Source organism: Streptomyces sp. NPDC044044 (genome assembly GCF_056434405.1).
In genome coordinates, this window is record NZ_JBWKFG010000004.1 from 608,839 (window position 1) to 621,461 (window position 12,623).

Sequence of the window (12,623 nt, forward strand, 5' to 3'; positions counted from 1 at the left end):
TCACAGCGGGTACGTTCGTGCTCCGCCGGAACAGGGGCAGCATCGCCGGATCCACAGGATGCGGCGCACTCCGGCACGATCCGTACGAGAGGGTCAGGCCATGGCGTCGTCACCGATGGCATCGTCAACTCCGTCCCCACGACCGAATCTTCTCTTCCGTCACCTGCGCGGACAGCGCTCGCCGGGCGAGTTCGCCGCCGTGATCCGCCGGGCCGCTCGCGAGATCGGTGAGCGCGTCAGCTGCGACGCCCGTTACATCGGACGCGTCGAGGCGGGCGAGATCCGCTGTCCCAACTACGCGTACGAGCGGGTGTTCCTGCACATGTTCCCCGGCCGGACGCTGACGGATCTCGGGTTCGCACCCCGCTCCGCAGTGCGCGGGCGAGGGGCGCGCGCCGGGTCCGGAGCGCCCGTGTCACACACCACGATCCAGCTGTATGAGTCTTCTCCGTCCGGGCCATCGGGCCCCGAAACGCACGAGTGCGACCCGTACGAGATCCAGAGCCACGAGGAGAGCGACGTGCGGCGTCGCGCATTCATGAGCGGCACGGCCACCATGGCCGCCGCCTCTCTGGGGCCCTTCGGGCTCGCCGCCCAGAGCCCGGCCGCGGCCACCGCACAGCGCGGCGGCCGGGCGGGCGAGGCCGAGGTGAGCGCGGTCGAGGAGGCCGTACGGAAGATCAGGCTGCTCGACGACCGGCACGGCGCCGACGGCCTCTACCGCCGCGCCGGCGCCCCGCTGCGGACCGCGTACGCCCTGCTCGACGCGGGCACCACCCGTCAGTCGACGGCGGACCGGCTGCACGCGGGCGCCGGTGAACTGGCGATCTCCGTGGGCTGGTTGGCGCACGACTCCGGCCGCTTCGACGACGCTCGCTCGCATTACGCGGAGGCTCTCGCGACGGCCCGGATGGCCTCCGATCCGGCCCTTGAGGCACACGCCTTCTGCAATACGGCCTTCCTGGCGCGCGACTCCGGACGGCCCCGGGAGGCGGTGCGGGCGTCCCAGGCGGCCACGCGGGCCGCCCGGCATCTCTCGTCGCCCCTGCTGCTCTCGCTCCTCGCGCTGCGCGAGGCCGGGGGCTGGGCGGGGCTCGGCGACAAGGCGGGCTGCGAGCAGGCGCTGACCCGCGCGCACGCCCTCTTCGACCGTGGCCCTTCGGACGCCGACCCGGAGTGGATGACCTTCTACGGCCCCGCCGAGCTGGAAGGCCTTGAGGCGCAGTGCTGGTCGGCGCTCGGCGACTGGGAGCGTGCGGCCCGGCACGCACGGCGCGCGGCGGCCGTGGCATCGGCCCAGACCCCGCAGTTCACCCGGAACATCGCCCTCTACACCGCGGAGCTCGCCGACGACCTGGCCCGCGCGGGCCGCCCCGACGAGGCGGCGACGGCGGGGCTCCGGGTGCTCGGGCTCCTGGACGAGGTGCAGTCGTCGCGCATCCAGTCGATGCTCGCCACGACGGCCCGGGTGCTGCTTCCGCACCGGCGGGCTTCGGGGGTGTGCGGCTTCCTGGAGCGGCATGCTTCGCTGCCGCGGGCCGTGTAGTCAGCCGTACGCTCCGTGAATCCGTGAATCCGTGGCTCCGCTGGCTCCGTGAATCCGGTGGCTCCGTAGCTCCTATGCCAGGTGCCCGGTGTCGTTCCACGACTCGATGGCCGGTTCTCCGTAGGCCCAGCCGAGGGTGGAGACCGAGGTCGGGTTGAGGCGGATGCGGGCGGCGAAGTCGACGCCCAGGCCGAGCCAGCGTGCGCCGATGGACCGCAGGATGTGTCCGTGCGCGAAGACCAGGACGTCGCGGTCCGCGCTGCGGGCCCAGGCCACCACCTCGTCCGCGCGGGCCGTGATCTGCTCCAGGGTCTCGCCCCGGGGGACGCCGTCGCGCCAGATGAACCAGCCGGGGCGTACGCCCTGGATGTCGGCCGGGGTCATCCCCTCGTAGGAGCCGTAGTCCCACTCCATGAGCGCGTCCCAGGTGGTGGCACGGTCCCCGAAGCCGGCGATCTCGCAGGTCTCCCGCGCGCGGGACAGGGGGCTCGTGCGCACCTCGGCGTCCGGGAGGCCGTCGAAGGGGGCTCGGTGCAGACGCTCCCCCAGGAGCTTCGCGCCGTTGCGGCCCTCTTCGAGGAGCGGGACGTCCGTCCTGCCGGTGTGTTTGCCGGACAGGGACCACTCCGTCTGTCCGTGTCGGGCCAGCAGGATGCGCGGTGCCATGTCGAGCCTTTCCGGGCCGACGGTCGTCGTCATCGGTCGAGACCATCAGCTGTCATAGAGCGAATTCTGTGGACAGACAGCTGTCCGTACCCTCCATCATCACTCACCCGCCATGTCGCGATCACTCGTGCCCACAAGGAGCAACCCGCTCGTCGATCTCTGCGTCTAAGACGACCGGGGACCGCCGCAGCGCGCTCTCGCGTACGCCGTAAAGTGAGGCGGCGGCGAACACCGCATGACCAAAAACGGATGGGGGACCGACCGGATGCCGCAGACCGACACTCCGGGCACTGGGGGCATCAACGGGCTTCGGCTTCGCTGGTGGACGGAGCTGCCGCTGATCGTGCTGGTGTACGCCGCGTATTCGGCGGGGCGACTGCTGGCGCGCGGCGACGTGGCCGCCGCCGTCGACCACGGAGTCGGCATACTCCGCGTCGAGCAGTTCCTGCGCATCAACGCCGAGCACCCGCTGAACCGTCTCTTCACCGCCCAGTCCTGGATAGGTGTCCCCGCGGACTTCTGGTACGCGTCGCTGCACTATCTGGTGACGCCCCTGATCCTCGTCTGGCTCTTCCGCAGCCGCGCGGTCCACTACCGCGCCGCACGCACGTGGCTGATGACCTCCACCCTGATCGGCCTGGTCGGCTTCACGCTCCTGCCGACCTGCCCGCCCCGCCTGCTGAGCGAGGGGTACGGCTTCGTCGACACCATGGCGCAGTACAGCGACTTCGGCTGGTGGGGCGGCGAGGCGAGCGCGCCGCGCGGGCTCGGCGGCATGACCAACCAGTACGCGGCGATGCCGAGCCTGCACGTGGGGTGGGCGCTGTGGTGCGGGGTGATGCTGTGGCGTCACGGCCGTTCGCCGCTGACCAGGGTCGCGGCGGTCGGCTATCCGCTGATCACCACGATCGTCGTGATGGGCACCGCGAACCACTACTTCCTCGACGCCGTCGCGGGCGCCGTGGTGATGGGCGTCGGGCTGCTTCTCGTACGGCCGGTGCTGCGGCTCGCGGACCGGGTGAAGGCGAGGGTGGGACTGCCGCTCACCGCCGCGCGGCCGTCGACCGGGGTGGTGGCCGGGGCGAACGCGCCGGCTGCCGGGGCGCACGCGCCGTCGCTCGTGGGCGCGCCGTCGGCCTCGTCCGCCCCAGAGTCCTCAATTGTCAGTGGCGGGTGCCAGACTTCGGCGGGTGAGCGAATTCCCCGGCCGCGCAAGCGGCCCGCCGAGCCAGGCGCCGAGCCGAGTGCCCGACCCGCCGAAGCGGGGGACAGCACTCCGACAGCGGCTCGCTGAGCTGCGCGGCCCTGACGTCCCCGCGCAGCCGCTGGACGCCCGCGCGCTCGCGGCCCTCGCCGCGAATCCGGGGTGCCAGCGGCGGGCGCTGCTCGACGGCGCGGGCGTGGACAAGGCGACGCTCGCGCAGTCGCTCGGTTCGCCCGCCTCCTTCGGGCAGTCGCAGTTCGCGTTCATGCGGGGCAATGCCTTCGAGGCGAAGGTCAAGGCGGACGGCGGCGCGGAGCTGCTGCGTCTGGTGCACGGACGGCTCGGGGGCGGCCCTGAGCCGGTGCCGGGCGAGTCGTCCGTCCCGGACCTCTCCGCGGTGGGCCCGGAAGGCCGCGCGGCCCGCACCTCCCTCGCCCTGCGCGAGGCGACGCCGACGGAGGGCTGGACCCTCCTGGACCACCCCATGCTGGCCCTCGACGTCGCCGGGACCCCCGCCTTCCTCGAACCGGACGCGGTGGTGGTCCACCCCGACGGCACCTGGACGGTCGTCGAGATCAAGTCCTTCCCGATGATCGACGGTTCGGCGGACGCTGCGAAGGTGGGCGCGGCGGCGCGCCAGGCCGCGGTGTACGCCCTCGCGCTGGAGCGGGTCGCGGCGCACATGGACCCGGCACCCCGGGTCCGCCACCACGTGCTCCTGGTCTGCCCCAAGGACTTCTCGAACCTCCCCACGGCATCGGCGATCGACGTCCGCAAACAGCTCTCGGTGACGAGGCGCCAGCTGGGCCGCCTGACCCGCATCGAGGACATCGCGGCGGCGCTGCCGGAGGGCACGACGTTCGACGTCTCCCGCCCCGCCGCCGACCTGACGGCAGCGGTCGAATCGGTCCCGGCGACGTACGCCCCCGAGTGCCTGGCCGCCTGCGAACTGGCCTTCCACTGCCGCGAACGCTCCCGCGAGGAGGGCGCGGTGACCTCCCTGGGCCGCTCCGTGCGGGGCGAACTGGGCGGCCTGACGACGGTCGCCGGGGTCCTGTCGGCGGCGAACGGCACATCGGGCGACCCGGCGGACCCAGCCGTGGCGGCACTGAGGCGGGCGGCGGCGCTGAGGCAAGAGGCGCTGTCCGGCGGGGGTGTCTCGTGAGCGGCCGGCGCCGGGTGATCCGGTGGGCGGCTGGGGACATCCCGCCGCGAAGCGGCGGGGCAACCGGCGACGGCCCGCAGGGGAGGACGGCCCGATGCCGCTGATCGACAACCTCGCGCGCCTGGAGGCGGTGGCCACGGGCCGCGCCCGGCCAAGAGCAACGACCCGGCACCGCCACCTCTCCCAGCGGCCCCTCGTCCTCGTCCCCCTCACCACCGCCGGTGAGGCAGGCGCGCCGCTCGGCGCCCTCGTCGGGACCGAGCGGACCTCGCCCCGCGTCCTCTTCGTCCCGCAGCCCCGCGACCGCGACCTCCGCTTCACCTTCCTCGCCCAACTCGCGGACACCGTCCTGGAGTACGTCGACTCCTTCGCGGACGACGTCGAAGCGGCGGAGCGCAACGAGACCGACCCGGAGACCGGGAAGCGCGTCAAGGTGGAGGTCGAACTCTGCTCGGACGCACCGCAGTTGATCGTCCCGAGCCGCGCAGGCATCGACTTCGTACGGCTCATCGGACGCTCCACGCGCTTCCGCCGCACGGCCGAGCAGGACCCGGAGACGCCGTATCCCGCCCCGCCCCGCGTCCCCCTCCTCGGCCGCTGGCTGACCCACTTCGGGGAGCGGGCCCGTGTCCCCGGCTCCTCCCTCCTCGTCGCCATGACCGAGCTGCTCTCCCGGCACTGGGCCACGGGGCAGAGCAGCCTGGAGGACCAGCACCTGGGCGCCCTGCTCGCCTGGATCGAGGCCCCGGAAGGCACATCCGGAGCCGACGCCGCGCTCCACGCCGAGCTGGCGCGGGACAAGGACGGCCAGCTGCTCTGCCCGCCCGCGGGGCCCGCCACCGACCCGGCGTTCGACAACCGCCTCCTCGCCCCGGCCATCGAGCGCTACGACCGCGCGCGCGGCACCCTCGCCACCGCCGAGGACGGCATCCAGGCGGACGCCCGCCTCGCCGAACTGGCCGCGGCCGAGCGGGAGATCCGCTCCCTGATCGAGAGCAGGACCCGCCCCACCTGGGACGCGGTGTGGCGCGGCCTCGACGTGCTCTGCACGCTTCCCGAGGCCCCGCACGCCGCCGACCGCTGGACCCGCGACCGCTGGTCGTTCACCGGCCACCGGGACCGCGTGACGGCGGGCGAACCCCCGCAGCCCCGCGTCGACGACGCGGTGACGGCGGCGAACAAGCTCGCCACGCGCGAGCGCGAGCAGGCCAGGCTGGAGGCCCAGGAGGCGCTCGACGACCCCCTGGTGATGGCCGGCCGCCGGCTCGCGGGCGAGGCCTTCGCCGGCGAGGTGACCGAGGTGGTGATGGCGTACAGCGAGGGCAAGAGCCCGAGGCCGCGCCCCCTGGTCACGGTCCGCACGGACGACCACCCGCACCTGGCCGAGCGCGCGAAGGTGTACCGCTCGCTCCAAGGCAAGCCGCAGACGGCCGAGTTCGTCACGTACGAGGGCGAAGGCAGCGGCGCTTCCGTCGTCCTGCGCATCACCGACAAGATGGGCCGCGGCAAGGAGCCCGAGCCCGGCTCCCTGCCGGAGAAGGGCGACCGGATCTGCTGGACGCTCTTCGAGCACGAGCAGCGCGGCGGCCCCAAACTGCCCGAACCCGAGGCGACTCCCTGGACCCACGGCGGCCCGCCGGGCGAGGCAGCCGAGCGCCCTGACCCCGTGACGCCGGAGGACACCCTGTGAGTCCGACCGCCCCCTTCGACCGCGCCTCCTTCGACCCCGGCGCCGCGGCCACCCGCGCCACGGACGCGATCCTGCACGACACGCTGCACGGCGCGCACCGCGGCGTCGTCGTCGACTCGCCGCCCGGCGCGGGCAAGTCGACCCTGGTCGTCCGCGCGGCCCGCGAACTGGCCGCAGCGGGGCGTCCGTTGATGGTGATCGCGCAGACGAACGCCCAGGTCGACGACCTGGTGCTGCGCCTCGCCGAGAAGGACCCCGAGCTGCCGGTGGGCCGACTGCACAGCAGCGACCCGGACGCGTACGACAAGGCCCTGGACGACCTGCCCTTCGTCCGTACGTCCACGAAGGCCGCCGACCTCGCCGGGCTCGACGTCGTCGTGTCGACGGCGGCGAAGTGGGCGCACGTCAAGGACGTGGAGCCCTGGCGGCACGCCATCGTGGACGAGGCGTATCAAATGCGCTCGGACGCGCTGCTCGCCGTGGCCGGGCTCTTCGAGCGGGCCCTGTTCGTGGGCGACCCGGGCCAGTTGGACCCGTTCTCGATCGTGGGCGCCGAGCAGTGGGCCGGTCTCGCGTACGACCCTTCGGCGAGCGCCGTGACGACCCTGCTCGCACACAACCCCGAACTGCCGCAGCACCGCCTGCCGGTGTCCTGGCGGCTCCCGGCGTCGGCGGCACCGCTGGTCTCGGCGGCGTTCTATCCGTACACACCCTTCCGCAGCGGCACGGACCACGGCGACCGGAAGCTCAGCTTCGGTGTCCCGTCGGACGGTTCGGGCCCCGACCGGGTGATCGACGAGGCGGCGGAGTCGGGCTGGGGCCTGCTGGAACTGCCCGCACGGAACACACCACGGACCGACCCCGAGGCCGTACGCGCGGTGGCGCAGGTCGTCCGGCGGCTCCTGGACCGCGGCGGCGCGGCCGTCTCGGAGCGCGGTCCGGACCCCACTCCCCTGACGGCCGACCGCATCGCCGTCGGCACCGCCCACCGCGACCAGGCGGCAGCGGTGCGGGCGATCCTCGCTGAGATGGGCGTCAGGGACGTCACGGTGGACACCGCGAACCGTCTCCAGGGCCGCGAGTTCGACGTGACGGTGGTCCTGCACCCGCTCTCCGGCCGCCCGGACGCCACCGCGTTCCACCTGGAGACGGGCCGCCTGTGCGTCCTGGCGTCCCGCCACCGCCACGCGTGCATCGTGGTCTGCCGCGCGGGCGTCAGCGAACTCCTGGACGACCACCCGTCGACGGAACCGGTCCAGCTGGGCGTCACGGTGAAGTTCCCGGACGGCTGGGAGGCGAACCACGCGGTGCTGGCCCGCCTGGCGGAACACCGCGTGGCGTGGCGGCCCTAGGCCGGGCGCGGGCACACGGAAATCCAGGAACCCCCGCAGCCCAAGGCCCACGGCCCCCTTGCGCGGCAAGGGAGAATGGAAGACGGCCCCACGGCCGGAAACCGTACGAGGAGGAAGAACCATGGCGGAGCCCGAGCGGCCCCGGACCGAGCAGCGTCTGCGACCCGCGCCCCTGCTCTTCGAGCCCGCGGAAGCCGTCGCCGACCCGGAGCACTTCTTCGACCTGGAGTCGATGGAGGACCCTCGGGAGCTCCTGGCCCGCGCCACCGAGCTGACCCACGCCTTCCGCGCCGCGACGGACCGGGCGGTGGAGTTCCAGGCGATCGCGGCCGCCCAGCTGGCCGACCCCCGGCGCTTCGACCGGCTGACGCCCGCGGCGATCGCCGAGCGCGCGCAGTGGACCGAGGACTACGCGAAGAAGATGGTCGAGTTCGGCCGGGATCTGCTGCGCGGGGCCGGTGCGGGCGGCGGCGGTCCGGAGGCCTGAGGTCTGGGACCTGAGGCTGAGGCCTGAGGCTGAGGCCTGAGGCCTGAGGCCTGAGGTCTGAGGCCTGAGGTCTGAGGCCTGAGGCCTGAGAGGCATCGCACGAGGCCACTCCTGCTCCTCCTGCACCTCGGCCCCTCCTACCCCACCTGCCCCACCTGCCCCACCTGCCCCACCTGCCCCACCTGCCCCGCAAAAGATCACGGGGCATATGCCGAGAGGGCAAGGTACTCCCTCCCGCCCCCTGTTGCCGCCATTTCTGGCAACTCTCAGAAATGGAACCTTCACTACCGGTAGATGTAGTTGCCATGAGCAGCACGCGCCTCCACCCGGATCCCGCCCCCGCCGACGTCCAGGACATCTCCGACGTCACCACCGAGGGAGCCGCCTGGCTCGCCTCCGCGGAAACGTATCCGCGCAGCGCCCTCGCCCACTGGCGCAGCCGGCCCACCGCCCCTGCCGTACTCCCCTGCGGCTCCGTGTTCGACGTGGTGAGCGTCCCCGCGGTCTTCGGCCGGCGGATGCTCGACCAGTTATGGGACGAGGGCCCCGGCTCGGGCCCCGTCGCGACGCACCGCGGCCGCATGCTCCTCTTCACCGCCCCCGGCACCGCCCAGCGGCTGCCCTCGCTCCTCGAGTGGGAGGAGTGGGGCAGCGCCGTGCCGAGCGTGCTCTGCCACGGCACGGGGGACGCCGTGACCGTGCCGCCGATCACCCCGGAACACCGGGACACTCTGCGGCCCGGCCGCCTCGAAGGGCACCTCGAATCACGCTGGCTGGTCGCCCCCGACGCCCGGCATCCCTGGCTTCCGGGGCCCGAGGTGGCGCTCTGGGCCTGTGTCCGCGCGGCCCGTGCGGCGGCGGGCTCCGCGGTCCGTATATCGATTTTTCCTGGCGGCGATCAGAGTGCTAAGGTCTACGACGTCAGCAGGCGCCGCTAGCTCAGTTGGTTAGAGCAGCTGACTCTTAATCAGCGGGTCCGGGGTTCGAGTCCCTGGCGGCGCACAGACAGAAAGAAGCCCCTCGCGGAAGCGAGGGGCTTCTTTCATGTCCTGCACTCATCAGCACTCATGAAGCACGGGTGCGGCGCCGCCTCACCCCACCGACACCTTCACCGTCCACGCCCCCGTCGCCGTACGCCCCTCGACCTCGATGCGTACGCCCTCGTCCGGCACCGTGAAGCTCTCCCCCGCCCCCACCGGCGCGTCCGCGAGCGCCGGATACACCGACTCGCCCCAGCACGCCTCCGAATCCGGGTGGGCGTCGATGACCTCCACCGGGCCGCCGCCGGACGGCGCCTCATTGCGTACGCGGTAGGCGAGCACCCCCTCGCTGCAGGTCGCGTGGTCGTTGCCCGCCGCGCTGCGCGCCTCGATGGCGATGGCGGTGCCGCGGCCCGTGCGGACGACCGCCAGCTTGGTGCCGCCGACGCCCCCGCGCGCGGGACGCACCGCCAGCGGCTCCAGGGTCAGCCGCCGGGCCCCGCCCTCCACACACACCACGTGCCGCTCGTCGAGCCAGCCGAGCTTCCACTTGTGCCAGCCGAAGAGATCGGGAGAGAGCCCGAACTGGCTGCCCATGACATCCCAGTCGCCGACGTGCGTGTCCCAGTCGCCCTTGCCCTCCGTCGGCCGGTGGTAGAGGTCGGGCAGGTCGAAGACGTGGCCGGTCTCGTGGGCGAGGACGTTGCGGTCCGGCGGATGGCGCTCGAAGACCGTGACGATGCGCTTGATGTCCGCGCCGTCGGCCCGCATCGGACGGTCGAAGTTGACGACCTTCGTCGCGTCCGAGTCGACGCCCGGCGCGTCCGGGTCGGCGACGAAGTAGACGACGTCGTACCGCGAGAAGTCGACGTGCGGATCGGCGGCTGCCACCGCGTCCCGCAGATAGGCGCTGCGCCGGGCCGGGTTCCAGTCGCGCTGTATGGCGTACGAGGTGGAGTGGTCCGGCATCTCGACCCATTTGCGCTGCGGGTGCGGGCGCAGCGCGAACTTGCCGTACGAGGCGCGGTCGAAGAACTGGCTGGTGGCGGGGAAGTAGTCCGCCGCCAGTTCCTCGGGGGCGCTCAGGGGCGGGGAGTCGGGGAAGGAGAGGAAGACCATCACCGCGTCGAGGGCCCGGTCCGGGCGCGGATAGGCGCCGTTCCAGGTGTCCAGGCCCTCCGAGTGATGCGCCGGTGTGCGCTGGAGCGCGCAGGGCACCCCCGAGCTCTGGGCGATGGCGGGGCCCGCGACGAGCCCCGTGGCGGCGAGTGCGGTCAGGGACGTGAGTGCGGCGGCCGCCCTGCGCAACCGGGGTCTCTCCCCTCCACGGGTGAGTCCCCAGGGGGGTAGCTGACGCGGCACGTCGACCTCCGGGTGCGGATTACGGGGCATCCCACCCACCCTGTGTTGATTTATTCAAATATGCCCTGTTCGCCTGACCCGGTCGGGTGACGAGCGGCTCCCGGATTACTCACGGAACGTCACAAGTGGTCGCCGGGAAGGTTGAAGGGCAAAGGAAGCGGTACTGGCTTGAGCAGAAACGATCTGCCGTCGGCCGGATGCCAAACCCATGCCGGGCATGCACCTGTCCTATGCCGCACAAGGCCGCCACGCGACACCGCGCTGTGGCTGGATGCACCATCGGGCCAGCCCCTATGATCGGCACACTTTCCTGCGCGGGCCCGGCCTCGCCGAACAACTGCACTGCGGGAGCAAGTGGTGAACGGAACGTCTGAAGGCCAAGCGCCCACAGCGGTCACAGCACCCGACCTCGCCAGGGCGCCCACTACGGAGCGTCGCAATCCGGGGCAGCTGCCCGATCACCGGGCCGCTTTCGCCGCCGCCCCCCTCGCCCTCGGCGTCGTGGACGGCGAAGGCCTCGTCGTCGACGCCAACGACGCGCTCGCCGAGCTGCTCGGCGCGGCCCCCGGCGAGCTGACGGGGCTCCTCGCCGCCGATCTGGTGGACCTGGCGTCGGACGCCCGCACCTGGCACGCGTACCGCGAGGTGCTGCGCGGGCGCCAGGCGAAGCTGCGCTGCACCCGGCGCCTGAAGCACCCCGACGGGCACTCGCTGTGGGTGCAGATCACCGTCTCGCCGATGCCCGGCGCCCACGACCGCACGGTGCTGCTCGCCGCCACCGACATCAGCGCACGCCGCGAGCTGCAGGCCCGGCTCCGGCATCTGCAGATGCACGACCCGGTGACACGGCTGCCCAACCGCAGCCTGTTCTTCGAACGTCTCGCCGCCGCGCTCGAAGCGGGTGCGTACGACGACACGGGCACCGGCCGGATCGGCCTCTGCTATCTGGACCTCGACGGGTTCAAGGCGGTCAACGACACGCTGGGCCACCGGGTCGGCGACCGGCTGCTCACGGCCGTCGCGGAACGGCTCACGCGGTGCGCCGACGAGGCCGGCCAGGGCAGGGCGGCCGCGCCGCTGGTCGCGCGGCTCGGCGGCGACGAGTTCGCGCTGCTCGTGGAGGACTCGACGGGCACGGACCAGCTGGCCGACCTCGCCGACGCGGCGCTCAAGGCGCTGCAGGAGCCTTTCGACCTCTCCGGCCAGCGGCTCTCCGTATCGGCGTCGATCGGCGTCGTGGAGCGACGCGCGGCGGGGACCACCACGACCTGCCTCATGCAGGCCGCCGACACGACGCTCTACTGGGCGAAGTCGGACGGCAAGGCCCGCTGGACGCTCTTCGACCCCGAGCGCAACGCCCACCGCATGACCCGCCAGTCGCTGTCGAGTTCACTGCGCCCGGCCGTCGAACGCGGTGAATTCGTCCTGGACTACCAGCCGTTGGTGCGCCTTGAGGACGGTGGCGTGCGCGGGGTCGAGGCGCTGGTGCGGTGGCAGCATCCGCACTTCGGCCTGCTGACGCCGAATCGGTTCATCGGACTGGCGGAGGAGGACGGCTCCATCGTGCAGCTCGGCCGCTGGGTGCTGCGGACGGCGTGCCGCCAAGCCCGGCAGTGGCAGCTGGAGAACCCCGGCCGGCCGCCGGTCTTCGTGAGCGTCAACGTCGCGGTGCGCCAGGTCTGGGACTCGGACCTGGTGGCCGACGTCGCGGACATCCTCGCCGAGACCGGACTCTCCCCCGAACTGCTCCAGTTGGAGCTGACGGAGTCGGCGGTGATGGGCTCGGCGGGCCGCCCGCTGCAGGCGCTGCAGTCGCTCAGCGACATGGGCGTGCGCATCGCCATCGACGACTTCGGCACGGGCTACTCGAACCTGGCGTACCTGAGCAGGCTTCCGGTGTCCGTCCTCAAACTGGACGGATCCTTCGTCCGAGGCTTCCAGTACGACGCGGAGGCGGGCGAGGCGCACATCAACCCCGCCGACGAGGTCATCGTCGAGGCCCTGGTGCAACTCGCCCACCGGCTCGGCCTGACCGTCACCGCGGAGTGCGTGGAGACCACGTCCCAGGCCGCGCGGCTGCGGCGGATCGGGTGCGACACCGGGCAGGGGTGGCTGTACTCCCGCCCGGTGGCGCCGGATCGTATCTCCGCACTGCTCGCTGCCGGTTGACG

The 12,623-nt window shown here is 72.7% G+C and carries 10 protein-coding genes and 1 tRNA gene; 9 read left to right on the top strand and 2 right to left on the bottom strand.

All coding sequences use genetic code 11. The features are described from left to right. Window positions 1–100 precede the first annotated feature (100 nt). Window positions 101–1,546: a tetratricopeptide repeat protein gene (locus AC07AG_RS18330; RefSeq protein WP_478756087.1), complete on the top strand. Its 1,446-nt coding sequence runs from the start codon at window positions 101–103 to the stop codon at window positions 1,544–1,546. Window positions 1,547–1,618: 72 nt separating this feature from the next. Here AC07AG_RS18330 and AC07AG_RS18335 read toward each other — a convergent pair whose 3' ends face one another. Further along, window positions 1,619–2,212, bottom strand: coding sequence for a histidine phosphatase family protein (locus AC07AG_RS18335; protein ID WP_478756313.1), 594 nt, complete (start codon window positions 2,210–2,212; stop codon window positions 1,619–1,621). A 265-nt stretch (window positions 2,213–2,477) separates the two neighbouring features. Here AC07AG_RS18335 and AC07AG_RS18340 point away from each other — a divergent pair, with 265 nt between their 5' ends. The 7 genes from AC07AG_RS18340 to AC07AG_RS18370 all read left to right on the top strand — a co-directional run bounded on the left by AC07AG_RS18340 (window position 2,478) and on the right by AC07AG_RS18370 (window position 9,112). Next, window positions 2,478–3,506, top strand: a complete 1,029-nt coding sequence (locus AC07AG_RS18340) for a phosphatase PAP2 family protein (RefSeq protein ID WP_478756314.1) — start codon at window positions 2,478–2,480, stop codon at window positions 3,504–3,506. After that, the gene (locus tag AC07AG_RS18345) at window positions 3,457–4,581 is read left to right on the top strand and encodes a hypothetical protein (protein WP_478756315.1); all 1,125 of its coding nucleotides are present in this window, start codon (window positions 3,457–3,459) and stop codon (window positions 4,579–4,581) included. Before AC07AG_RS18340 ends, AC07AG_RS18345 begins: the two co-directional genes overlap by 50 nt. A 94-nt stretch (window positions 4,582–4,675) precedes the next feature. Further along, a complete protein-coding gene (locus AC07AG_RS18350; protein ID WP_478756088.1) occupies window positions 4,676–6,271 on the top strand; it encodes a hypothetical protein in 1,596 nt (531 codons plus the stop codon). Then, window positions 6,268–7,623: an AAA domain-containing protein gene (locus AC07AG_RS18355; protein ID WP_478756089.1), complete on the top strand. Its 1,356-nt coding sequence runs from the start codon at window positions 6,268–6,270 to the stop codon at window positions 7,621–7,623. Before AC07AG_RS18350 ends, AC07AG_RS18355 begins: the two co-directional genes overlap by 4 nt. 121 nt (window positions 7,624–7,744) lie before the next feature. Then, on the top strand, window positions 7,745–8,110 hold the full coding sequence (locus tag AC07AG_RS18360) for a hypothetical protein (RefSeq protein ID WP_249589766.1): 366 nt from the start codon (window positions 7,745–7,747) through the stop codon (window positions 8,108–8,110). 305 nt (window positions 8,111–8,415) lie between these two features. After that, window positions 8,416–9,048, top strand: coding sequence for a bifunctional DNA primase/polymerase (locus AC07AG_RS18365; RefSeq protein ID WP_478756090.1), 633 nt, complete (start codon window positions 8,416–8,418; stop codon window positions 9,046–9,048). Then, window positions 9,039–9,112, top strand: a tRNA-Lys gene (locus AC07AG_RS18370). The genes AC07AG_RS18365 and AC07AG_RS18370 overlap by 10 nt, the downstream gene beginning before the upstream one ends. An 89-nt stretch (window positions 9,113–9,201) precedes the next feature. On the opposite strand, the gene AC07AG_RS18375 is transcribed toward AC07AG_RS18370, so the two are convergent. Beyond that, complete coding sequence (locus AC07AG_RS18375) at window positions 9,202–10,482, bottom strand: M6 family metalloprotease domain-containing protein (protein WP_478756091.1); 1,281 nt, start codon at window positions 10,480–10,482, stop codon at window positions 9,202–9,204. A gap of 327 nt (window positions 10,483–10,809) precedes the next feature. Here AC07AG_RS18375 and AC07AG_RS18380 point away from each other — a divergent pair, with 327 nt between their 5' ends. Further along, window positions 10,810–12,621: a putative bifunctional diguanylate cyclase/phosphodiesterase gene (locus AC07AG_RS18380; protein WP_478756092.1), complete on the top strand. Its 1,812-nt coding sequence runs from the start codon at window positions 10,810–10,812 to the stop codon at window positions 12,619–12,621. Window positions 12,622–12,623 lie beyond the last annotated feature (2 nt).